Annotated in this window: 22 protein-coding genes; 10 read left to right on the top strand and 12 right to left on the bottom strand. The window is 35.7% G+C overall.

Annotation, left to right across the window (positions count from 1 at the left end; all coding sequences use genetic code 11):
• The first annotated feature begins 28 nt into the window (after positions 1 to 28).
• Positions 29 to 895, top strand: coding sequence for an SDR family oxidoreductase (locus tag ACQKP0_RS11540; RefSeq protein WP_427405993.1), 867 nt, complete (start codon positions 29 to 31; stop codon positions 893 to 895).
• Positions 896 to 975: 80 nt separating this feature from the next.
• Here ACQKP0_RS11540 and ACQKP0_RS11535 read toward each other — a convergent pair whose 3' ends face one another.
• Positions 976 to 2,466: an alpha-amylase family glycosyl hydrolase gene (locus ACQKP0_RS11535; RefSeq protein ID WP_427405992.1), complete on the bottom strand. Its 1,491-nt coding sequence runs from the start codon at positions 2,464 to 2,466 to the stop codon at positions 976 to 978.
• Positions 2,467 to 2,740: 274 nt separating this feature from the next.
• Between ACQKP0_RS11535 and ACQKP0_RS11530 the strand changes: the two genes are divergently transcribed.
• Positions 2,741 to 3,304, top strand: coding sequence for a DUF2777 family protein (locus tag ACQKP0_RS11530; RefSeq protein WP_427405991.1), 564 nt, complete (start codon positions 2,741 to 2,743; stop codon positions 3,302 to 3,304).
• Positions 3,305 to 3,392: 88 nt separating this feature from the next.
• Here ACQKP0_RS11530 and ACQKP0_RS11525 read toward each other — a convergent pair whose 3' ends face one another.
• From ACQKP0_RS11525 to ACQKP0_RS11515, 3 genes are all read right to left on the bottom strand, one after another.
• Complete coding sequence (locus tag ACQKP0_RS11525; protein ID WP_427405990.1) at positions 3,393 to 3,746, bottom strand: YisL family protein; 354 nt, start codon at positions 3,744 to 3,746, stop codon at positions 3,393 to 3,395.
• 73 nt (positions 3,747 to 3,819) lie between these two features.
• The gene (locus tag ACQKP0_RS11520) at positions 3,820 to 4,716 is read right to left on the bottom strand and encodes a fumarylacetoacetate hydrolase family protein (protein ID WP_427405989.1); all 897 of its coding nucleotides are present in this window, start codon (positions 4,714 to 4,716) and stop codon (positions 3,820 to 3,822) included.
• A 34-nt stretch (positions 4,717 to 4,750) separates the two neighbouring features.
• On the bottom strand, positions 4,751 to 5,917 hold the full coding sequence (locus ACQKP0_RS11515; RefSeq protein WP_427405988.1) for a DUF418 domain-containing protein: 1,167 nt from the start codon (positions 5,915 to 5,917) through the stop codon (positions 4,751 to 4,753).
• 184 nt (positions 5,918 to 6,101) lie between these two features.
• Here ACQKP0_RS11515 and ACQKP0_RS11510 point away from each other — a divergent pair, with 184 nt between their 5' ends.
• The 7 genes from ACQKP0_RS11510 to ACQKP0_RS11480 all read left to right on the top strand — a co-directional run bounded on the left by ACQKP0_RS11510 (position 6,102) and on the right by ACQKP0_RS11480 (position 8,513).
• Positions 6,102 to 6,323, top strand: a complete 222-nt coding sequence (locus ACQKP0_RS11510; RefSeq protein WP_427405987.1) for a spore germination protein — start codon at positions 6,102 to 6,104, stop codon at positions 6,321 to 6,323.
• 27 nt (positions 6,324 to 6,350) lie between these two features.
• Positions 6,351 to 6,605, top strand: coding sequence for a spore germination protein GerPB (locus ACQKP0_RS11505; protein ID WP_427405986.1), 255 nt, complete (start codon positions 6,351 to 6,353; stop codon positions 6,603 to 6,605).
• A gap of 47 nt (positions 6,606 to 6,652) precedes the next feature.
• On the top strand, positions 6,653 to 7,267 hold the full coding sequence (gene gerPC / locus ACQKP0_RS11500) for a spore germination protein GerPC (RefSeq protein ID WP_427405985.1): 615 nt from the start codon (positions 6,653 to 6,655) through the stop codon (positions 7,265 to 7,267).
• On the top strand, positions 7,257 to 7,433 hold the full coding sequence (locus tag ACQKP0_RS11495) for a spore gernimation protein GerPD (protein ID WP_427405984.1): 177 nt from the start codon (positions 7,257 to 7,259) through the stop codon (positions 7,431 to 7,433). The genes gerPC and ACQKP0_RS11495 overlap by 11 nt, the downstream gene beginning before the upstream one ends.
• 4 nt (positions 7,434 to 7,437) lie before the next feature.
• On the top strand, positions 7,438 to 7,806 hold the full coding sequence (locus ACQKP0_RS11490) for a spore germination protein GerPE (protein WP_427405983.1): 369 nt from the start codon (positions 7,438 to 7,440) through the stop codon (positions 7,804 to 7,806).
• 68 nt (positions 7,807 to 7,874) lie between these two features.
• Positions 7,875 to 8,093: a spore germination protein gene (locus tag ACQKP0_RS11485; protein ID WP_427405982.1), complete on the top strand. Its 219-nt coding sequence runs from the start codon at positions 7,875 to 7,877 to the stop codon at positions 8,091 to 8,093.
• A 201-nt stretch (positions 8,094 to 8,294) separates the two neighbouring features.
• Entirely contained in the window at positions 8,295 to 8,513 is a 219-nt protein-coding gene (locus ACQKP0_RS11480) for a spore germination protein (protein WP_427405981.1), read from the top strand.
• A 308-nt stretch (positions 8,514 to 8,821) separates the two neighbouring features.
• Here ACQKP0_RS11480 and ACQKP0_RS11475 read toward each other — a convergent pair whose 3' ends face one another.
• The 4 genes from ACQKP0_RS11475 to ACQKP0_RS11460 form a co-directional block, all read right to left on the bottom strand.
• Entirely contained in the window at positions 8,822 to 9,076 is a 255-nt protein-coding gene (locus ACQKP0_RS11475; RefSeq protein WP_427405980.1) for a hypothetical protein, read from the bottom strand.
• 397 nt (positions 9,077 to 9,473) lie between these two features.
• Entirely contained in the window at positions 9,474 to 13,238 is a 3,765-nt protein-coding gene (gene addA, locus ACQKP0_RS11470; protein ID WP_427405979.1) for a helicase-exonuclease AddAB subunit AddA, read from the bottom strand.
• On the bottom strand, positions 13,216 to 16,722 hold the full coding sequence (gene addB, locus ACQKP0_RS11465; RefSeq protein ID WP_427405978.1) for a helicase-exonuclease AddAB subunit AddB: 3,507 nt from the start codon (positions 16,720 to 16,722) through the stop codon (positions 13,216 to 13,218). The genes addA and addB overlap by 23 nt, the downstream gene beginning before the upstream one ends.
• Before the next feature lie 368 nt (positions 16,723 to 17,090).
• A complete protein-coding gene (locus ACQKP0_RS11460; protein WP_427405977.1) occupies positions 17,091 to 18,560 on the bottom strand; it encodes an acyl-CoA synthetase in 1,470 nt (489 codons plus the stop codon).
• A 360-nt stretch (positions 18,561 to 18,920) separates the two neighbouring features.
• Between ACQKP0_RS11460 and ACQKP0_RS11455 the strand changes: the two genes are divergently transcribed.
• Positions 18,921 to 19,151 carry a DUF3951 domain-containing protein gene (locus ACQKP0_RS11455; RefSeq protein WP_427405976.1) on the top strand — a complete coding sequence of 77 codons (231 nt, stop codon included), beginning with the start codon at positions 18,921 to 18,923 and terminating at the stop codon, positions 19,149 to 19,151.
• Between the two features lie 85 nt (positions 19,152 to 19,236).
• Here ACQKP0_RS11455 and fabG read toward each other — a convergent pair whose 3' ends face one another.
• From fabG to ACQKP0_RS11435, 4 genes are read right to left on the bottom strand one after another with little or no spacing between them, the layout of a single operon-like run.
• A complete protein-coding gene (gene fabG / locus ACQKP0_RS11450) occupies positions 19,237 to 19,977 on the bottom strand; it encodes a 3-oxoacyl-ACP reductase FabG (protein ID WP_427405975.1) in 741 nt (246 codons plus the stop codon).
• A gap of 2 nt (positions 19,978 to 19,979) precedes the next feature.
• Positions 19,980 to 20,882 (bottom strand): alpha/beta fold hydrolase, encoded by a 903-nt coding sequence (locus ACQKP0_RS11445; protein WP_427405974.1) that lies wholly within the window; start codon positions 20,880 to 20,882, stop codon positions 19,980 to 19,982.
• 17 nt (positions 20,883 to 20,899) lie between these two features.
• Complete coding sequence (locus tag ACQKP0_RS11440; RefSeq protein WP_427405973.1) at positions 20,900 to 21,907, bottom strand: 3-oxoacyl-ACP synthase; 1,008 nt, start codon at positions 21,905 to 21,907, stop codon at positions 20,900 to 20,902.
• 14 nt (positions 21,908 to 21,921) lie between these two features.
• Positions 21,922 to 22,923 carry a branched-chain amino acid ABC transporter permease gene (locus tag ACQKP0_RS11435; RefSeq protein ID WP_427405972.1) on the bottom strand — a complete coding sequence of 334 codons (1,002 nt, stop codon included), beginning with the start codon at positions 22,921 to 22,923 and terminating at the stop codon, positions 21,922 to 21,924.

Genomic DNA, 22,923 nt, shown 5'->3' with positions numbered 1-22,923 from the left:
TATTTTAACAAGAAATGGAGCGAGTAAGATGTCTAATCAACAAAAGAAAAAAACTTTACCTAAACAACATCAAAACAGACAGCCTGGAATTGAATCCGAAATGAATCCTCTACCAAAATCTATTTACCCTTCCTATAAAGGAAGCGGAAAGCTTTCAGGAAAAGCTGCGATTATTACCGGAGGAGATAGCGGAATTGGGAGAGCAGTTGCAATCTACTTCGCCAAGGAAGGTGCAGATATTGGTATCTGTTATTTAAATGAAGACGAAGATGCTGAAACAACAAAAGAACTAGTGGAAAAAGAAGGTCGGAAATGTTTACTTTTACGAGGGGATTTAGGAGATGAAAAACATTGTAAGTCAGTTGTACAACAGGTTATCAGCCAATTTGGACAATTAGATATTTTAGTGAATAATTGTGCGGAGCAGCATCCTCAACAAAGTATCCTAAATATCACATCTGAACAATTAACTAAAACCTTTCAAACGAATGTTTTTTCATATTTTTACATGACACAAGCTGCACTTCCCCATTTAATAAAAGGAAGTACGATAATTAATACTACATCAATCACTGCCTATAAAGGTCATAAAACATTGCTTGATTATTCCGCAACCAAGGGAGCTATTGTTTCTTTTACTAGATCTCTTGCCCTTTCATTAGCTCCTAAAGGCATTCGTGTAAACGGAGTGGCACCGGGTCCTATTTGGACTCCACTTATACCATCAACCTTTACAGCTGAAGAAGTTGAACAGTTTGGTTCAACCACTCCGATGTCTAGACCTGGACAACCTTATGAACTTGCACCTGCATATGTCTATTTAGCATCAGATGATTCAAGTTATGTCTCAGGCCAAATTATGCATGTTAATGGAGGAACAGTGGTGAATGGGTAATATCAAAAAAATTAATTGGACCTCTCTTAATAAAAAATAACCTGCCGACTTTTAAAGAGCAGGTTATTTCTTTCAAATCATTATTTAATTTTTTTCTCTTTACCGCGTTTCCAAACGATGTACAAGAAAGCAAAGAAAGCAATCCAGATAGCAACTAATATTGCTATAAACATAAAGTTTATGCCTGTTTTTTCAACGACATTATATATTTCGGAGGTTTCTCGCTCGAGCGCAATTTTGAATGTTCCATTTTCAGAACGAACAATACCGGCACCTATTAATCCTCTTAATTCTTTATTTTTTAATTGTTCATCGGATATATATGCTACTTGAGTTTTATCCGTATTGTTAATGGCAATATAATTTACTTTATCCTTATACTCCCTTTTGTACACAACCAAACCACCTTTTTCATAGATGGTTTTCATAGTACCTCTCGTTAATGCTGGCTGCTCTTGGCGAATTTCACCAATCATTGTCATGTAATCTATCAATTCTTTTTCCGTTCTGAAATTCATCATCTTTCGATTATCAGGAGTATCTCCTCCATCTACAGCAATTTCAGTTCCGTAATAGACGATAGGAATTTCAGGCTGTGTATATAAATAAGTTAAAGCAAGCTTCCAGCGAGTTCCTGGAAATTGATTATGGCCCACCATATCCCTTGTAAACCGCTTCATATTATGATTATCGAAAAATGCTCCCATTAACGATGGGTTAGCGTATTCCTTACTATTTTTATCTTCAACAGTGAGAACCGGCTTAATTGGTTCATTAATATTTGAAAATGCATTACGGATTACTTGATTTAATGCGATATCTAAAGATCCATCAAAACCCGCTTCCGCATATTTCTTAATTTCACTAGATTGCTTTGTATTTACTTCACCTAGTAGGTAAAAGTCACTTTTAACCGATTTTACCGCCGTGGAAAATTGCTTCCAAAATCCGGTTGGGGATTGATCAGCTTTACTTAAATAATATCCATCGATATCTGTTTTATTAATCCACCATTTAGCTGTATCTATTAAATACTGATTTACTTGAGGATTATCTTGATTTAAAGATAGTAAACTCCCCTCAGTTTTTTCTTTAAACCAATCCTTTTTAGATGGATCATTAACTAAAGGATTTTCCGAACTTACTTGATTTGTTGGGAAATCCATTATCACTTTCATTTTACGTTTATGAGCTTCATCTACAAGCTTAGTGAATGTTTTAATCGACCCGAAATGCTTATCTGTTTTGTAAAAATCTTTAATTCTATATCCGTCGTAACCCTTATCATCATTTTCAAAGATTGGTGTCAGCATAATTGTGGTAAAACCTAGATCTTTTAGGTAATCTAGTTTGTCAATTATACCTTGAAAATCTCCACCCTGAAAACCTAATGGGTCACGTACTCTCACATTATAGTCATTAGTAGCGTCACCATTATTAAATCGGTCGATCATTAAAAAATATATCGTTTCATCCTGCCAACTTCGATCTTCCTTTTCGTTTGCACTTGCGGGTACAGCATAAAAAAGAAGAAACGGAATTAAACAAAATGCCATCACTTTTTTTAACATTTATCCGCCCTCCAAAATATTTCATCACGAATTAAGATTATCCTTTCTAGTTACTAACGTCAAACCAATACAAAAAAATTAAAGAAAAATTGTAGATAAATTTGAAATTTATATGACACATTTGAACCAGAAATTAGAAGTTGGAGTTTAGAGTTGAGAAAATCGGGGATTTAGCCGATTTCTTTTTACATGATTTAAGTCATGGATCATGTATGAATTAGTAATTATTTGTCTAAAACGTTGTTAGAGGGTCGATGAAAGGGAGGTTGTTTTGATGGATCAGTTACAGAGAATGCAGCTAATAGAGCATCAATCAAGGGCCTTTTTGGAAGGTGTTATTGAAAATATTAATGATCAGTGGGTATTCTTTGACGAAGAATCAGATGTGGCGACAATGCTTGAGCATTATGTCGATCAAGAGATTGAAATTTATCTTCACCATAAATGGATAAAAGGAATTTTAGAGGAAGATGGGCGCTTTACACATAAAACCGAAACGATCTTTCTTTTGGATAAGATGAAGCTTCGGATAAGAAAACAAATTGTTTTCTCTCTCGATATGTTACTTGATGAATTGGAAGATGAAGCATTTTTACAGTTTATCAATACATTGAACACTCTTGAATTTTCTATTTATGACTGTATATTTAGTCATAATCATCTTTCATTTTTGGAAACAACTGCAAACAAAAAAGGAGTAAATATACTTATTTTTGACAATGGCGAAATCGTCTTATCTGTACATCATCACTTTCATTATGAAAATGAAAAAAAGGATCGATTTGAATTTACATTGAGTACTGGGAAGAGATTAATCATTGATAAAATGTGTAAATAAATATAGAAGACAAAGGACTTGAAAAGCAAAGAAGCGTTAAAGCATTTTACTTCTACTTTAACGCTTCTTTTAATTCAAATAGTTCCAATTATAAAGGAAGTTTAACGAAACCTAAGTAAAGGGCGATTATAAAGAAAATAATCATTAATATCCAGAAAAGACCTGTACCTTTTCCTTTTTTTAATCGAACTAATATCATTTCAAGCATTCCGATTACAAGTAATCCATCAAGCATCTTGATCCCGTACAAAGCTGGATCGATTGATTGAAATTTAAAAAATAAAAAAGCACCTGTCACGATAATAAGTATGTAGAATAAGCGTAATATCATATGAACAATTTTAGAGCCTTTTGAATTCCCGCTCTTATAAAGTGCCAGGGCAACGAAAAACAAAATAAGGGCAACGACCCACGTTGTAATATGGGCATGTGTAGTATACATTTCTTCTTCCTCCTCTATTCATTTGTTTCAACTATCTTATCACAAGTATAACTGTAATGAAATGGAACATAGTTTATTGTACCTTATTTGTCAAAGTTCCAATACCTTCGATAGTAATATCAATTTGATCATTTCTTTTCAAAAATATTGGCGGCTTGAACCCTTTTCCTACCCCAGCTGGAGTTCCGGTCGCGATAATATCACCTGGCTCTAAAGTCATTCCTTTTGAAAGAGTTGAAATAACCTCTTCTATTGGAAAGATGAAATGTTTTGTATTAGAATTTTGACGGACTTCATTATTTACTTTTGTTGTGATATCTAAGTTATTCGGGTTCTTAATTTGTGAATGATGAATGATCCATGGACCAATCGGGCATGATGTGTCCAAACTCTTTCCAATAAAAAATTGTTTATGACGTTTTTGTAAATCTCTTGCTGTTATATCATTTAAAATCGTATACCCGAACACATGCTTTAAAGCATCTGATTCAGATATATTTTTTCCACCCTTCCCAATGACAACTGCTAACTCACCTTCATAATCTAGTTCACTCGTAACCTCTGAATGTAAATCAATATTAGATAAATGTCCTGTGATTGCTGTAGTTGCCTTTGTAAAGATCATTACATGCTCAGGAATATCAGCCTCACTTCCCATTTCAATCGCATGTTCACGGTAGTTCTTTCCTACACATATTACATTTTTAGGTGGATGGGAGATTGGGGACAGCCATTTTAAGGAATCTTTTTTTAATAAAAAGGAACTGTAGTCCTGCTCTAGACTATCCATGACTTTCTGGATCGTTGTAATAAAATGATCTCCTTGTTTAATACCTTCCAATAGCGTTAACGGGAAATCATCAATTTCTTTTATAATAGCAATCTGTGATAAATTCAAAATATCTCCTGTTTGATCATCCACAATTCCGTATTGTTCCAAACCATTACATTCATAGCTGACAAATTTCATTCTTAATCCCCCTCATTCAATAATAATTTTGAATTTAAACCCCTTTGCCATAGGTAAAAAAGCGCCACACTTTTTCCATCGGGCCATATTTAAATTTTGAAAACCATATTTCTGCTACAACAACTTGTATAAAAAAGATAATAATGGCTAATAACATACTTGTACCTAATGTCATCTTACTATATAAACCTAAGCCATAGCTGTAAAATATTAGTGTCCCTACAATCGATTGAGTTAAATAAATGGTTAAAGACATTCTACCTGCTGAAGCAAAAGGGCTCAATACTTTTTTTGTTAAGATGTTTGTCGTTAAAAGAATAATAAGAGAAATATATGCGAAGCTTAAAATCGTTCCCCCTAATGTCTGCTGTATGTAATGGTATGCTAGATTCGAATCGATTAATGATGGGAGCGATTTTAAACATACACCTAGAAGAATTGAAATACATAGAATGATGGACCATTTCTTTTTCTCTAAATGGGCTTTTTGTAACCATGATAATTTCGCAGCTCCTGCACCAATCATCATTAAAGGTATAATGGAAATTAACAAAAATACGATATTTTCCGTTCCATTTACCATATACCAATCGATAAATCGCTGAATCGTAATATCCCAATAGCTTCCTGTTGCGTATGTTTCAATTGATTTAGTGACACTATTTATGTCAGAAAACGTGCTAACATCTTGCCCCGAAATAATTGCCGTTATCATTAACAGTAAACTAAATAACATATTGGGAATGAAAAATATAGCTAATCCTGCTGCCATTAACACCTTCCCAGACCATTTGAGCATGGGAATCAGGAGGAAACCAAATAATGCATAATTAATTAATATGTCACCCGACCATATGAAAAATGCATGAATGATTCCGATTACTAATAATGTTAATAATCTCTTCGACACTATTTTGTTATATATCATCCCTTTTCTGATGGTCTTCTCCCTCAATAGGACTAGTCCGTACCCAAACATCATTGCAAAAATAGGATAAAAACTTGCCTGTACAAATATTTGAATCCATTCAAACAACGATTGATCAGCATCTTTCCACCATTGATGAGGATCATAATATAGTATTGGAGATTGAAATGACATCATATTAATGAGAAAAATCCCTAGTAAACTAAAGCCCCTTAACACATCTAATGAAGAAATTCGTTCATTTAATTGTGTCGGATATAACTGATCATCCATTTTACCACCATCTTACTACAAATTTGATTCCACACTCCCTCTTTTTCGGGCCTGTGACTCACTATGTATTTATTTTACAATGACTTAACCAATTAGGCTAATTAATCACCTTTCATTTTTCCTATCATATGATATTTCATGTAATAACAATTCATTTGAATTAGTAATAAGGATGTGAACGGTTATGCCAGCGTTTGTCGGGGCCGTTCAAGTCATGAATATTACTTCGGGCGGTGTTTTTCACATTGGGGATGTTTTTCAAGTCCACCCAGTTTCAACTACAAAAACTTTTGCTGGGGCGGGTTCATTTAATACAGGTGAAACCTTAGCCATCGAAAATCATCAATCCGCAACAAACACTTTAGATAATGATGTCGTGGATCAAGGACAATTCTTTAACTTGTAATCTGTATTTTTATAATTAGGTGATCAAATGAAAATTTATGTGCAACAAAACATCCAAATTCGCATGATAAAAATCGGAGGAATTACGAACTCATCTGTTTTTCAAATCGGTACAGCAGGAATTATTAAACCCGTTTCCCATTTGTTTGATACAGGATGTTTTACTGGTCCTGCACCAGTTGCTGGGGGAGTACCTACAGAAGTTTCGGCTGAAGTAACTCCTGCTGCACCACCTGAAACACCGATATTAGTTCCACTTAGAAACGATGATGAAGATGAGTAAATAAAATATTTCAAAAAGATCATAATGAAGAAACGGAGGTTTATTCATTGATTGATTACAATAGACATATCCAGCAATTGTATCAATATATTCGATACCAGCAAAAAAAACTTTCCAAATTTGAGAAAAAAATAGACACTTTAACAAAGGATATTGAATCTCTCAAAGAAAAGCCACCTATTAATGTCGAGCGTTTAGAATATAAATTTGATCAATTAAAAATAGAAAAGCTGGATGGAACATTAAACATCGGTCTTAATCCTGCTGATTTAAATAATATTGATGATATAGATGTCCCTGCCTCCCCAACACATAGTTCTATTGTCACTAATCCCGCATTTAAACAAAATTTACTAAATAGGCTTAATCTGTATATTAATAAAAGAGTGAAAACAGTCATTCATGACACAGAACAACAGCTAGGGATGAATCTTGAAAAGCAATATGAGGATTTTATTATTGAAGATTTGCAAAAACAGTTACCCGGACGGGTTGATTATTTTGTTAATTTGTTAGCCAAAGAAAATCTCGGAAATTTATCAGAGGAAGAGCTACTTGAACAAGCATTTTCAAGAATGAAAACAGATATCGATCAAGCGGTCTTTATGTTTATATCTAAACTGCCACAAAATAGAAACGGAGATGAACCTAATGGAGCTTAATGTCATTAACAGGGAAGTTAACGTAGGGTCAGTACACATTATTGGTTTAGCGACCTCCGCACTTTTTATCATTGGGGACGCTGAAACAGTTCAGCAAGCAACTACATTTGATACACCTGCCGAATCACTGATTGTCGGACCTTTAACACCTTTTACTTCGAAATAATAAAATGGTAAAACGAAATTCGTTTGTAGATAATATTGTCATTAATGATATTGTCCATGGATCAATTGTACAAATTGGTGATTCATCACAAATCAATGCTATTGCGAAAGTTTTTGCCTTACAGAGAGAGCAGGAATTGTTTTATGGTATCGAATCTGAATATGATAATTTTGGGAATTTTACAGAACCGATTCCAATCCCGCCGATTTTAGAAAAGATCAATTTTAATATTTATAATGCCGAGCCATCTATCCATGTTCCTTTTGTGAGGATTATCGGTATGTCCGCTAGTGCGATATTCCATGTTGGAAGTACCAATGATGTATATCTCGAAGCAAGAGTCCACCATACTCGTCAGCTTAAAAATAGATAGAAAACTAAACACGAAACACAATCTTAAAACATAGACTACACTAATAACATAGAAAAGGGTGTTGACTAATGCCAGCAATACTCGGAGCTTCACAAATCGTTAACGTTGAAGGCGGAGTTGTACATTTTGGGGATGTAGCTTGGATTTCTCCAAAAAGTGGTGCAAAAACTTCTACCGGCTCGGGTGCGGTCAATACGGGAGCACTTTTTATGGTGAATAATGCTTTTAGTATCAACACCACATTTGATACAAAGCTTGTAGATCAGCCGATTGCTGGGAATGCCTAGTTTAAATTAGAGATTTGAGATAGGATAAGAGGAAATTGGCGAATAGGCCAATTTCTTTTATTTTCGATTTCTTTTATTTCAATCTCTATTCAATCCCCCTATTTGTCGGGATTTTATCGGGCTTTAAAATAAAAAAAACACAAAAAATACACTCAAAACATAAACTACCATAAAAATAACTTTGGAAAAGAGTGTTGTCTAATGCCAGCTGTTGTAGGAGCTTTACAAGTCATTCGTGTTGATCAAGGAGTTTATCAATTGGGGGATTCAATTTTAGTTTCTCCTAAAAGCAGTTTTACAGTTGCTGTTGGCTCAGGTTCGAATAATACTGGAAAACTTTTTATAGTGAATAACAACTTTAATATTACCTCCACATTAGATACTGACCTACTAGATCAACCAATTATTGGGAATGCCTAGCTTATTTAATCTAATTTTATCTATGTTTCCTGAGCACTCTTAAAGTGTTTTACGTTTAAAACACTTTATACTGGGTGCTATTTTTATTTGTTCAACAATAGGAAAGGTATCCAAACGAGAATTTTCCATGAATATTAAAAAAGCATTTAGATTATACAAAGTGCAGTAAATCGACACTTTGTTCTACATATCTACTGCCACGAATATCTGACATCATCGGTCGATTATCATACTATAGTGGATCGTGCTGCCAAACGCACAAAAAACCTCCATTTGACTCGAGCAAATAGAGGCCTCCTCAGATCTTTTTAGTTATGATGCATCATACCTGGCATTCCATGCATATTTACCATCATTGCTTGTGCTTGTTTCTGTATCATATCTGGGTGGTGGTGATGATGGTAATGATGTGGATGGTGGAAGTGCATTGGATAATGCTGATACCCGCAACAAGGATCCATACCGTAAGAAGGATATCCATATCCCATCATATGATATGGTGAGGTATATCCCATTCCCATTCCATAAGGATGCATCATCCAGTCTCTCATATCAGGATACATGTTTTTTCACCTGCCTTTTGAAGAAGATTATTTTACCCAATTACATGCTATTCGTTTATTTAGGAAAAGAGCTTATCTTTACTTAAAATGGGGTTTTCGCCTATAATATCATTCTGTCAGAACAAAAGCGCAAGCGCCTTGCTCATCGGCGTACGGATTTTGTAGTCTTCGACTGAGATAAAGGAAACACGGTGAGGTAGTTCACGAGCCGATGTTGACTTATCGTAGAGAGGAGACGGAGAAATCCGCTAGCCGATAGGCGCTGGAGCTAGACGTAAACTTCGCTCTTTATAAAGTTATCCACAGTGCGAATATTTTATAATTTCCTAAACGATAAAAAGAGGCTGACCTAAAACTAATAGGTCAGCCTCTTACTAAAGGAAATTCGAAATCTTACTTACATACTTATCAAATGACCACCATCAAAGAAATAAAGATATTTTCCAGCTACCTCTTTTTCCAATATTTGTGTGATAGCTCTTTCATATAAGTCAATTTGAACACGGTATCTGTTTTCTAATATCGGTTTTGCTTCATCAAAGCCACCTTTAAATCGATCATGTATCCCATCCGTTTTATAATCAAGAAGATAAATTCCTTGATTATTTTCGAAGATACAATCGATCACACCTTGAACAAGAACCTTTTCTGTATCAAAATGCTCATTTGCATACAATTCTCCTGCATCTATCGCCATACTGAAGGGAACTTCTTTTTGAATCTTTTGGGCCTCCAGCATTTGACGGCCAATTTCTGTTGAAAAAAACCGCAATATTTGCTCGGTATCAATTGCATTCATTTGATCCATTGTAAGCAATTCTTTTCTTACCATTACCTCCAACAAACCCTGGAGTGAATCCTTAGTTGGTATGTTATCAAATGGAATATGCTGCATCACCATATGCATAGCTGTCCCACGCTCAGCAGGTGTAATGAACTTTTCCCTCATAAAACGAGGTCGATTCATAATTGGCTTATTATATTTACGGATAATATCTGTACTTGCTGATTCATCTTTGATTTCATAAAGTCGTTTCAGCTCAGAAACAGACTGCTTGGAACGTTTTACCGTTGAAGACTGGTGTGGATATTGATAAGTTAATCGCTCAAAAATATCCTCATTCTGTTCTGAATGAATGTTTATTGTTTTTCCAGCCTTGATGATGTCGAGCCAATCATCAGTAGTTTCCTCATGGTCCTTAGTACTTTCGACTAAGCTTCCCTTTTCCAATATTTCAACATGCCAGCTTGAAGGATGTAAAATTATTTCATCAGAAATTAGAGGATTTCTGTATAAACCATCTATATAAATGTCTTCGCTGCAATGATGACGAATTAAGGCTGGTCCAATCCAATCTAAATAAGACGATGCTTGAGCACGTAAGCTATCCTTTAATAGCCATTCTGTATGGTTTAATGTTTTTCCCCATTTTTTTATCGCTTTTTCAGCATTTTTTACCGAACCGACAAGAATAAGCTTTTCCTTTGCTCTAGTCAAGGCAACATATAGTACACGCATCTCTTCTGAAATCGTTTCTAATTTTTTCTTTCTCTTGAATGCTAACTGAGGTAATGACGGATAGGTTATTCGCTTATCTGCATTCACATATTTGCTCGCAAACCCAAATTCCTTATCAAACAAATAGGAATGATTAATGTCCATCATATTAAACTTTCTCGATAGGCCGGCTACAAAGACGACTGGAAATTCGAGTCCCTTACTTGAGTGAATGGTCATTAGTTTTACCACATCTTCCTGCTCACTAAGTGCTCGAGCCGTACCTAAATCATTTCCCCGTTCCTGCATTCTCTCAATAAAACGGAGAAAACGGAACAATCCACGGAATGAGGTTGCTTCATATTGGCGTGCCCGATCATAAAATGCTCGAAGATTGGCCTGCCGCTGTTTCCCGCCTGGTAACCCTCCTACAAAGTCAAAGAAGTTCGTATCCCTATACAACTGCCAAATGAGATCTGACAGAGCTCCTTGCCGAGCTATACGTCTCCAATTATTCAGCTTTTCAATAAATATGCTTAGCTTTTCATGAAGCTCTTCATTTTCTACTGCAGGTTTTATTTCCGTAAAATTTTTTAAAGCCTCATAAAACGTCCCTTGTTTGGACTGAATACGAATGATTGACAGATCCTCTTCATCAAGTCCACAAATAGGTGATCTCAATACTGAAGCAATAGGGATGTCTTGATAAGGATTATCGATAACCCTCAAAAGTGATAGCATGATGCTAATTTCAGTTGCATCAAAGTATCCAGTTGAAAGATTCGCATAAATCGGGATTCCTTCAAGTTTGAATTGCTCCATAATTTCGGGAGCCCAAGGCATCGAGCGTAAAAGGATCACTATATCACGATATTGAATGGGACGATAGGTTCCAGTCTTCGGATTAAAGATCGGTTCTTTTTCCTCAATTAATCTTTTAATCTTTCTCGCCATAAAACGAGCTTCCAATTGTGACTGTTCTAATTCCACCTTATCAAAATCATCGGACATTGATTCATTATCATCATCCTCCGCTGCTATTTCATCGGCCTGATTAATAACTACTAGTTCAACAGGATATGACTCATCTTCAGGGTAAGAGGCACCTTTAACCAGCTCTGCTTGCTTGTCATACTCAATTTCACCGACAGCAGTTCCCATGATTTGTTTAAATAAAAAATTTGTCCCTGCCAAAACTTCGAATCGACTTCGGAAATTTTGTGATAAATCAATTCGTAACCCAGTTTCCTCCCCTTCCGAAGTAAATCGATTATATTTGCTTAAAAATAAATTTGGCTCAGCTAGTCGGAAACGATAGATTGATTGTTTAACATCACCAACCATAAACAGATTTCCATCATGCTCTGTATCAGAAGTTACAAGATTTAAAATGGTTTCTTGAACCATGTTCGTATCCTGGTATTCATCCACAAAAACTTCTTTAAATTGTTTACGGTATTCATCCGCTGCAAGAGAAGGTGTGGGCTCTCCAGGCTTTGAATATGGATCTGATAATATTTGTAAGCAATAATGTTCTAAATCAGAAAAATCGACTAAAGCTTTTTCTGTTTTGACATTTGCAAAACGAATAGAGAATTTTTTTGTGAGCTCAACTAATGTTGCAATGACATCTTTCATTTCACGTAAATCTTTTAAAAAAGTTGTCGGTTTCCTCGAAAAAAGCTCCTCTTTTAGCTTATCTAAAACCTTTTTCGCATTTTTTCTTAAATCATCTGCTAGCTTAACAAGCTCTTTGTCAAAATCGTCCCCTCGACAACTTTTCGCTCGAGAAAAGTTCCAAGCATTCATTTCTTCATATAATTTTTGCCAAGAACATTCACTAGCTTGGACTAAACGCTCGATAATGGCTAGATCATCTAAATAATTTTCTGCTCGAGGAGAAGGTCCTCCAGGGAGCAGAGTCATCTCGTATGCTTCCTCCAACATTTCTTTTGCAGCTTGCAATTGCAGTTGTATGTCAAAACGCAAAACATCCATAAATGGTAGGCTATCAATTTCTGTCGTTTCATCCACACTATACATAGCTATCACATCATCAAGCCACCTGTTTGGGAATGGATGTGATCGTGAGAATTCATAGAGTTTTTGGATTAAGTCCTGTAATGCGGAATCACTTCGATCATTCGTAAAAGTATCTACTGCTTTATAAAATGGCTCGTTATTTTGGTTTCCGTATTCATCCTCAAATAATTCATCCAATACCTCATCCCTTAGCAGGTCGGCTTCTGTGGAGTCCGCTATTCTAAAGCTTGGATCGATGTCAATCAAGTAATAATATTTCCGGATAACCTCCAAACAAAAGGAATGCAAGGTGGATATAGAAGCTTTATTTAAAAGATTTAGCTGTCTTCGTAACCGGCTTGAATTCGGATGATTATTAATTTCTTTCTCCAATGCATTGCCAATCCGATGTCTCATTTCAGCAGCAGATGCATTTGTAAATGTCACAACTAATAACTCATCAACATCTATCGGGTCTTCATCATCAATTATCTTCTTAATGATTCTTTCAACCAAAACGGCTGTCTTTCCCGACCCGGCAGCTGCCGCTACTAAAATATCCTGCCCTTTTGCCATAATTGCTTTCCATTGATCATCGGTCCAGGTTACATCTTGTGGTTTAGATGGTATAGATCTTTTCATTTTGTGCAACCTCCTCTCTGATTTGTGTGAGGATATCTTCCTGCTTCCTAGGTGTTAATGTCCGATAATCATTTGATTCTAATGATTGGTCAAATTGACACACAGACCTAAACGAACAAAACTCACAAGGAGTTCGTTTTTTTAGTTTGTATGGGGCAATATCCACAGTTCCTGATGTAATATCATTCCCTGACTTCTCATATATGTTTCTGACATAATGACTCATAAGTGAAAAATTGTCCTTACTTGCGACTTGGGAACGTGCTGATAGCGAACCATCTTTCTTTATTTCTGCCGAGACAATTTTTGACTTTCCGCTTTCTAATGTTTGATCCATTAGCTTTATCACATTCGAATCTTCTAGGAGAAGTCCTTTCATTTTAAAGCTTTTAAAAATTTCCTCATCGATTTCATCCAAAGTTAAAAGACGATTACTTTTGACGATAGGATTATGCAAATGAAAATACAAAACACCCGCAGGCAATCCTTCCGTTCCAATTAAATTTTTTGAATGGGAAACGACGATATCTAAATAGGTAAGCATTTGCAATGCTAAGCCATAATAAACTTCATTTAAATCTAATTCCCTTGAACTTGATTTATAATCAATAATTCGTAAATAGATTCCATGATCATCCTGAGCTTTGTCTACCCGGTCAATCCGTCCTTGTAATTCCATCTTCGTCCCATTTTTTAATGAAAAGGTTAAAGGTGGTAAAACTGCTTTTGGACCAAATCCAAGTTCTAAACCAATAGGTGCAAATCCACTTACTTTCGCATGTTCACTTAAAATTTGCGACGCTTTACCGATTACTTGTTCTAGCTTACGTTTAATATAGTGGTGTCGGTTCGAGCTTAAAAGAATTTGATGTTGTAAGTAAGGTGCTAACTGCGATACGGATTTTCTTGCTAAATATTCACATTGCTCTTTCGTAAGACTTGCCCATGAAACACCATTCCTCTGAAGCTCGTCAGCGATCCATTTTAGTGCACCATGGAATAGATCACCAATATCAGGTGCTTCAAGCTTGAATATATCCCTCTCATGAAGCTTCAGGCCATGAGCCGCAAAATGAGCAAAGGGGCACGAATGAAAAAGTTCCATTCTCGATACACTTGCCAATATCGTTTCACCATATAAGTCCTTGCTAATATCTTCTGATAGCTTCTTTGCGTGATTTTTATAAAAGAGACTTGATAACACATGTAAAACACGATGTTTTTGCAATGGGTTTTCCAAATAATAATTATATACGTCCCACCAGATATCATGCATTGGATACCCATGCATTTTTAACTGTAGCTGAGAGGTTAAATAAGCAATTGAACGATTCGGATGTGAAATATAATTAATTTCGGACTCATCCAATAACTCAGATGGATCATTGACAACGATCTTCTCAACTAATTTCGGGAACATTTCTTTCAATCTTTTAATATATGGAGATGGCAATAATGCCTTCCCTTCCTCATTTGCAATTGGATAAGATAAATACAGCTTATGTGATGGTGTCGTTAATGCTTTATAAGCGATAAACTCCTCATCTAGCAATCTCGTTTTGCTACTAGGTGCAATTTTCATTCCATATTGGAGCAATTCTTCACGATCTGAATCAGCTAAAACGCCGTCCTCATTTATTTTCGCAGGCAGCACTCCGTCATTTAAACCAATCACAAATGCAGCTTTTACATCAGATAATCTTGAAAGCTCTAAGTTGGCAACCAATACTTGATCGATGGCAGGTGGAACAATGGAGAACTTCATCGCTTCAATACCTGCATCCAAAATCGAAGCGAATTTCTTTAACGAAATGTTTTCTCCTCCTAGTATTTCAACATATTGATCAAGTAATTCAACTACAGCATTCCATGCTTGATCATGCTCCCTAGCCAAAATTAAATTGCCTTGTTCTCCTGCTTCATTACTTAGTTTTTCAAGCTTAGCAGGGATATCTAAATCCTCCAAGAATAAAAATAGAGCTTCACATAATTCCCTGCCACTCCCTCCTTTACTCATTCTCTTGGAAAGTTTTATTAAAGGAGCAGCAACCATTCCACGTAATTCATTTAGTTCTTGTTCAATTTCTTTTTCTCTATCTGTTTGCGGCAAATGATTTAGTTCAAGACCACGAATTCTTCGGTATTTCCAGCGTTCCTTACTTGTCCACTTTGCCCCTTGTATCCCGTAGGCTAATACATAGTTTTCAAGCTGATCCATTTTTTCTCTCAGTTTTTCAGGACTATGATTTAACGGATAGAGTAGATCTGTTTTTATTGCTCGGAAAACCGATTCATAACGCCAGAAACCATTAATAATTTCTAATGTTGAGCGTATTAGTTCGATTAATGGATGATTAAGCATCGATCTTTTTTGATCAATAAAATAAGGTATATCATAATCATAAAAACAAGTTTCCAACATTTCTTGATACTCATTACCATTGCGGACTAATACCGCTATATCTTGGTAACGATAGTTTTCTATTCTTATAAGCTCACGAATTTCACGAGCAACTGCCTCGATTTCAGCTCTTCGATTTACTGCTTGAAATAAAAAGAAGTTCGGTTCATTTTCAAATGGACGAACAGGAAGCTTTTCAAAATGCGCTTCCAAATAACGCAAACCTTCATGCACATAACGGATTGGTTCTGTTAAGAGGACATTTTCTTCAATTGAAACTCCGCTCTCAATCGCCATTCCATATAATGTCGAATATGCTTCACCAGACATTCGAAATAAATGTAGTTCATTCGGTAATTCATTTGGAAAAGGTTTGTCCAATGTTATTGCTATCGTAACTCGACTACAAGTTTTCATTAATTGATTGATTACCACATACTCTTGAGGGGTAAAACTGTGAAATCCATCAATATATATTTCTGCCCCTTGTAAATAAGAAGAGTGTTGAATAGAGTCTGCAAGCAGTCTTAAATAATCATCAGAATCTAAATATTTTCCAACTAATATCTCTTCAAAGTCATGATAAATTAATTCTAGATCATGTAATTTATCCGCAAGCGACTTGGAGCTGTTTTTAGAATCAAGTTCATTTTGTATATTTAAAACGTCTTCTGGCTGAATACAATAGCGTTTAAATTCTGTAAGCATCATTTCTACGTGTTGTATAAATCCTGTTTTATCAGAAGCACGCTGAAAAAGCTTAAGTTCATCTTTCTTGTCTTCAATAATTTTACGAATGAGCATATTTAAACCTTCATTCGTAATATGTAGACGACTAATCCCACCTGTTTCTTGAAGAAGTCTCCAAGCAAGACGAGAAAAACTAAAAACTTGGGTACGAATCATACCTCCTAAACCTGGAGTATGAATAAAACTATATTCAGATAAAAAAGTCATTTGATCGGGAACTAAATATATAATCGATGAACCACTCGGCTCTTCCATTAGTTTTGTTCGAATTTCATCCGTAACAAACCTTGTTTTGCCCGTTCCTGAACGACCTATAATAAAGCGAACAGACATGATTTCAACTCCTACTTAAATTTCATATTCTTCTATTATAATACAAACTTAATTTTTTCACGGATGAAATAACTGGTTACTTAAAACAAGGCTCTTTTCGTATAAATTGTTGTTTTTAGACAATAAACTTAGTCCGTTGATTTCCGCTCCAGACACTTGCTTTCCGTGGGGAGGGATGGGAGCCTCCTCGGCGTTACCGCCTGTGGGGTTTCCCACTTCCCTCTTTTTCCCGCAGGAGTCAAGTGTCCTCCGCTACAATCAACTCAGATTGTTAATAGAATATTACCAAAAAATCAACAAACTTTACGAAAACAGCCTAAAACAAAAAAAAGTAGAATCTGCACACTGATCCTACTCCTCATTTATATTTATATATAAATATTATTTCGCAATTTCTTTTTATCAATTTTCCCAACATCTGTTTTAGGTAATTCCTCTAAAATAATGAACGATTTTGGAATTTTGTATTTTGCTAGTTTATGGGAGCAATAATTTTTCAATTCCTCTTCAGTTATTTTTCTGACTTCTTTTAATGTGATAAAAGCTATTACTTTTTCTCCCCATTTTTCGTCCGGAATACCTACTACTGCAGCTTCATTAATGGAACTATGTTCACAAAGCCACTGTTCGATTTCAAGGGGATACACATTTTCTCCGCCACTAATAATCATATCTTTTTTTCTGCCGACGATATAGTAATACCCTTCTTCGTCTCTTTTTGCTAAATCACCCGTATGAAGCCAGCCATTTATCCAAGTTTCCGCAGTTGCTAATGGATTATTCCAATATCCTTTAAATGAATGCTTCCCATTAATTAGCAATTCCCCAACCTCATTATCTCCTGCTTCCATCCCATCTGGCTTTAAAAGCTTAATATCATTGAACATCATTGGCTTCCCTACAGATCCTTTCTTTTTAATGGCCTCCTCTGGTGTGATAAAAAAATTATTCGGACCCGCTTCTGTTAAACCGTACCCCTCCTTAAACGGCCAGCCTTTCTCAGCAAATTTATCATAAATCGATAATGGACAGGGTGCTCCTCCTGAAAGAAAAACTTTCATGTCAGGAAAATCCAAATGATGAAATTCCTCTGTTTGCTGCATCATATGATACATCGTTGGCACAAACAATGCGATCGTACATTTATATTTTTTTAAGTAACGTAAGGCCTGTCTTGGCTCAAATTGATTGCCAATGACTACGGTTCCTCCATTTAATAAAATTGGTATAGATAATGCATTAATCCCACCTGTATGAAATAACGGCATGTACGTTAAGGTAATTTCCTCACTAGATAGCCCCCAACTAATAATTGTATTCACAGCATTCCAATCAACCGATAGATGAGTAAGAGCTACCCCTTTAGGTTTGCCAGTCGTTCCACCTGTATAAATCATTAACCAAGGATCAGAATCATCAATTGTTTCCGAACAATTAAAATCAATAATGTTACTTTTAGTGTTTATTTCTGATAATGAAACTACTTGATCTATATTTAAGTTTTGAACAATATTAGTAAATCGTTCATTAATGATTAATATCTTTGGTGAGGAATCATCAAGTATATATTGTAATTCATGATTCGAATGCCTCCAATTTAATGGAACAAAAATCGCGCCGATTTTTCCGCAAGCAAACATAATTGCAAAGAGTTCTGCTTGGTTTTGGGCAATTGTTGCAATTCGATCCCCTTTCTTTATTTCTCTAGATAAAAAAAACGTTGCCCATCTATTCGCACATTCATTTAATTTGCTATATGTAAAACTCGTTCCGTACTCTATATCAATTAATGCTATTTTATCAGGTGACAAAGATGCTCTTTTCGAAATCCAATCCACTCTAGTCTCTCCCTTCAAACATGTTAAGACTATTTTAAAAATCGGAGTTACAAAATAGTTACATTAAGGAAAGGGAAAACAGGTAATTACATAGAATATAAATAAAGAGAAAATTTTACAAATCCTTTTTAAAAGGCTGTTTTGGTGAAAATTGTTGCTTTTCATAAACAGCTCTAATACTTAATTAAATTGGTTTCGTGCTCTTTTCTTCATCCAATACTTTTTGTATAGGTGCAAAAATAACCGTAAAAATCCTACTAGATATTTACTGCGTAAAATCTCTGCCGATTTTTACTTTGTTACAAATAGAAACAAAGTATTAGAAAAGAGCCTAAAAAATGAAAGGTGGCTGCTCGAATCATGGATATTATGTTATGGGTTTCAATCGTTTTTTCATTATTTATAGTGGTTAGCATTGGTATTGTTTTATATAAACGATTAATCCAGAAAAAAAGTATTAACAATTACTATACTCCTTTTGACAATATTACTGGACAAACCAGCTCAGCTTTTCATGATGAAAAACTAGAAAAAGAAGTTAATAATGCAGAAGGAGATGATAAGGATAAAAATGAACCTTCCATTGTTTGATTTGTTTCTACAAAAATCAAAATGGGGCTAGTTCATTCACTAGTCCCATCTTTATTTGCATAATTCTTCTAGGAAAACAGCTTCTTTACATCATAATCCCGCCATCGACATGGAGTACAGTTCCGTTTACGTAATCTGATTCATCTGAAGCTAAAAATAAATACGCATTGGCGATATCCTCAGGCTTTCCTAATCTTTGCAATGGGATCATTGCCTTCATGGAATCAACCACTTTTTCAGGGACACTTGCAACCATATTTGTTTCAGTGAAACCAGGTGCAACTGCATTTACGTTTATTCCTTTTCTTCCTAATTCTTTTGCCCAAGTTTTCGTCATCCCAACAATCGCTGCTTTAGCTGCCGCATAATTGGTTTGACCAATATTACCATATACACCGCTTACAGAAGAGGTACTAATGATTTTCCCTGTCCCCTTTTCAATCATGAATGGGACAACAGCTTGTGTACAGTTAAATACACCTGTTAAATTAACATCTAAAACCCTCTGAAAATCATTTTGCTTCATTTTGGTTAGCATCGCATCTCTCGTAATGCCAGCATTGTTAATCAAAATATCAATCGTTCCGTATGTGCTTAGCACCTGTTCAACCATCCGATCAACACTATCTTTATTAGAAACATCTACTTGTACAAATAATGCCTCATAGCCTTCTTCTCTTAATTCAACCTCCTTAAGCTTCCCTTCTGATTCATTAAAATCAGCAATGACCACCTTTGCACCTTCTTTAGCAAACCGCTTCGCTGCAGCGAATCCAATTCCGTTAGCTGCACCTGTAATAATCGCTACTTTATTACTCAATCTCATTATTAAAGCCTCCTACCATTTAAAAAGTCTTCCACTATAATTGTGAGTTGCTCTAAATCATCAATGAGTGGAGAATGTCCACAGTCCTTTAATTCGATAAACAACGCGTTATTTCCTATGTCTTCCAGTATTTCATTTGTCATTTCGGCATTCACTACATAATCCCTGTCTCCCCTTAACACCAGTACAGGAATATTAATATCCTTCGTTTGATTAGATCCGTCGTTTAGACCATTGTGCTGTGAACTTATATTAAAAGTATTTAAAGCATGGTAAATATCTGCAATATTTCTTTGTGTTCGCATATCATCGACATATTCTTCATAATGGTCTGGTTCAGGCTGTTTTTTCGTATAGATTAATAGATTCCACATGTTCTTTAGAAAATCACGATTATTAGTGTCATATGCTGATTGAACAGCGATTGTACCCGTATCTTTTTCTATATCCTCGATAGTGCTCAGTCGATTTTCTAAGTTAGGAGTACCATCGAATTTCTTACCAAAGAAAGGATATCCTCTCGTGGATGCGGATGCTAACAGAATCAGCTTCTGACATAAACCTGGGTAATCGGCAGCAAATTGCATCCCTACTGCGCCGCCTGTTGACCACCCGATCATAGCAAAGTCTTTCAAATCTAATTGATCGACAAAAAGCTTAATATCATCGGAAAAGTCTTTAATGCCGCTAATTCTTTTACGATAAGATGACCCTCCAAATCCGCGAAGGTCAACAGCATACAGCTTATATTGCGGATCCAATTTATCCACTAATACATCCCAATGTTTTGAAGAAGTCATATTTCCATGGACTAATAACAGAACGTCCTTGCCTCCTTCTCGTTCACGGTAAGACAATGTTTCACCATTTGGTAATTCAGCCTGTTTAATTGAAATAGCCATCATTACTCCTCCTCATATAATCAATTTCCCCAGCGTATAGTTGAAGCGCCCCATGCATATCCAATACCCGCACTGACAAAAACAACAATATCTCCACTTTTTAATTTGCCTTCTTGTTCGGCTAGTTCAATAGATAATATTTGGTCAAACTGGCCAATATGTCCGAAATTTTCTAGATAAATAGATTGGTCTTCCGTCAATCCTAATTCACGTAAAACATATTGATGGGCAGATTTTTTCATATGAAGCATCGCCACATAATCTATATCTTGTTCTGTGTAACCGCTTTTATAAAGTGATTCACGAATAACCTTCAAAAAATTATCCATTGATTTTTGTTCCAGTCTTCTTTTCATCCCCTCTGGGTCTAGAACATCAAGTCTTAGTAATCCTTTCTCTAATGCATCATGTGATATTGGATTTTTTGTTCCGCCAGCTGTAACGATTACATCTTCCGAAAATGATCCATCCGTCCTAATTTCAGATTCCAGTAAGATGTTTTTTTTCAATCCTTTCTGCAAAAGGATTGCTCCTCCCCCAGCACCAAGATTAAACATAAATCTCGTTCTCTCATTTTTATAATCAATAAAATCACCGTTACGGTAACCGCCCGCTAATAATACTGTGTTAATAGATGGGTCAGCCAGCATCATATTTTTCGCAACCTTTAATGCCATAATCGTTGTCCCGCAACGAAGACCAATGTCGAATGCCCATGCATGATGTGCTCCGATCTCTTCCTGCAGCTTAATTCCTGCCGTCCATAATGGGTACTCTTTATGCTCCTCGCCAATATAAATAATAAGATCAATCTCTTTCGGATCGATAGCTGCACGTTCAATTGCTTGTTTCGCTGCCCATATTCCCATTTGGCATGTATGATCATCGGGGCCTGGAATCGTTTTCCGCTTTATTCCCATTTTCAGTTCAACAATGTCTTTCGGAATTCCTGCTTTTTTCGCTATTTCCTCACCTGAAATAAAATGCTCGGGAATATAAATCCCTGTACTCAAAATTCCGATATCCATACTTTCCCCTCCGATTAACCTGCTACTTTTTTCTCTTTTGATGTTGTTTCTGTTATTTGTTTTTTCTTGCTAGCTCTCCATCCACGAATGGTTCCTACAATTCCTGCCGGGAAAAACATAACAGCAAGAATATATAAAATTCCAAAGAAAATAATCCATCTCTCAAATATCGGGTAACTTGCAGCTAATTCACTTAACCAATGATGGGCAAACTCAATTAATCCAGCACCAATAATTGGCCCTATTAAGGTACCAACCCCGCCAATGATCGTCATTAATAATGCATCTAATGTTGTATCTATCGTAAATACACTAGTATTAACAAAGCGTAGTGACATTACATAGAAGGAACCTGCTAATGAAGCCGTTACCCCTGCTATAATACTAGCGGTAATTTTATAATAAAGGGGATTAAAACCTAGTGACTCCACTCTTGGCTCATTTTCTCTTATTGCCATTAAAACACGACCTAAAGGTGAATTTGTAAATCTCTTTAAGACTAGAAAAATGGCAATCATCAATATTAAACAGACTAAGTAAAAAGTTGTCCTATCCTTTAGCGCTTCCGGCACCCTAAATGTAAATCCGTCATTTCCAGATGTAAGGGATCTCCATTTTTCAGCAAGCACTAGAAAAAGGCTGGCGAATGCTAATGTTAGCATCGCATAAAAATGACTTTTCAGTCTTAATGTTAATAAGCCAACAATAAAACTAATCAGCATCGTAATAGCAAATCCAACGACTAATGAGAGGAGCAATGAGCCCATTGTCGGTTCAAATCTTTGCAGAAAAATTCCTGTCGTATAAGCACCAATTCCAAAAAACATCGCGTGTCCAAACGAAACAATACCTGTAAACCCGAGTAAAAGATCGTAGCTCATGGCAAAAATAGCAAATATAAAAATTTGTGTAAGCAAAATCAACATACTGCGGGAATCATTAACAAATGGCAGGGCCAATAATCCTACTCCAATAATGATCATGGCGATGGTTGAGATATTTCCGATTTTCTTCAT

Source organism: Heyndrickxia sp. NPDC080065 (assembly GCF_050281185.1).
Lineage (GTDB): Bacteria > Bacillota > Bacilli > Bacillales > Bacillaceae_C > Heyndrickxia.
This window is presented reverse-complemented; position numbering and strand designations above follow the sequence as displayed.

Bases quoted from the DNA above. Each gene is read 5' to 3' on its own strand.
- ACQKP0_RS11540 (WP_427405993.1), top strand. From the start codon at position 29: ATGTCTAATCAACAAAAGAAAAAAACTTTACCTAAACAACATCAAAAC.
- ACQKP0_RS11535 (WP_427405992.1), bottom strand. From the start codon at position 2,466: ATGTTAAAAAAAGTGATGGCATTTTGTTTAATTCCGTTTCTTCTTTTT.
- ACQKP0_RS11530 (WP_427405991.1), top strand. From the start codon at position 2,741: ATGGATCAGTTACAGAGAATGCAGCTAATAGAGCATCAATCAAGGGCC.
- ACQKP0_RS11525 (WP_427405990.1), bottom strand. From the start codon at position 3,746: ATGTATACTACACATGCCCATATTACAACGTGGGTCGTTGCCCTTATT.
- ACQKP0_RS11520 (WP_427405989.1), bottom strand. From the start codon at position 4,716: ATGAAATTTGTCAGCTATGAATGTAATGGTTTGGAACAATACGGAATT.
- ACQKP0_RS11515 (WP_427405988.1), bottom strand. From the start codon at position 5,917: ATGGATGATCAGTTATATCCGACACAATTAAATGAACGAATTTCTTCA.
- ACQKP0_RS11510 (WP_427405987.1), top strand. From the start codon at position 6,102: ATGCCAGCGTTTGTCGGGGCCGTTCAAGTCATGAATATTACTTCGGGC.
- ACQKP0_RS11505 (WP_427405986.1), top strand. From the start codon at position 6,351: ATGAAAATTTATGTGCAACAAAACATCCAAATTCGCATGATAAAAATC.
- ACQKP0_RS11495 (WP_427405984.1), top strand. From the start codon at position 7,257: ATGGAGCTTAATGTCATTAACAGGGAAGTTAACGTAGGGTCAGTACAC.
- ACQKP0_RS11490 (WP_427405983.1), top strand. From the start codon at position 7,438: ATGGTAAAACGAAATTCGTTTGTAGATAATATTGTCATTAATGATATT.
- ACQKP0_RS11485 (WP_427405982.1), top strand. From the start codon at position 7,875: ATGCCAGCAATACTCGGAGCTTCACAAATCGTTAACGTTGAAGGCGGA.
- ACQKP0_RS11480 (WP_427405981.1), top strand. From the start codon at position 8,295: ATGCCAGCTGTTGTAGGAGCTTTACAAGTCATTCGTGTTGATCAAGGA.
- ACQKP0_RS11475 (WP_427405980.1), bottom strand. From the start codon at position 9,076: ATGTATCCTGATATGAGAGACTGGATGATGCATCCTTATGGAATGGGA.
- addA (WP_427405979.1), bottom strand. From the start codon at position 13,238: ATGAAAAGATCTATACCATCTAAACCACAAGATGTAACCTGGACCGAT.
- addB (WP_427405978.1), bottom strand. From the start codon at position 16,722: ATGTCTGTTCGCTTTATTATAGGTCGTTCAGGAACGGGCAAAACAAGG.
- ACQKP0_RS11455 (WP_427405976.1), top strand. From the start codon at position 18,921: ATGGATATTATGTTATGGGTTTCAATCGTTTTTTCATTATTTATAGTG.
- fabG (WP_427405975.1), bottom strand. From the start codon at position 19,977: ATGAGATTGAGTAATAAAGTAGCGATTATTACAGGTGCAGCTAACGGA.
- ACQKP0_RS11445 (WP_427405974.1), bottom strand. From the start codon at position 20,882: ATGATGGCTATTTCAATTAAACAGGCTGAATTACCAAATGGTGAAACA.
- ACQKP0_RS11440 (WP_427405973.1), bottom strand. From the start codon at position 21,907: ATGGATATCGGAATTTTGAGTACAGGGATTTATATTCCCGAGCATTTT.
- ACQKP0_RS11435 (WP_427405972.1), bottom strand. From the start codon at position 22,923: ATGAAGAAAATCGGAAATATCTCAACCATCGCCATGATCATTATTGGA.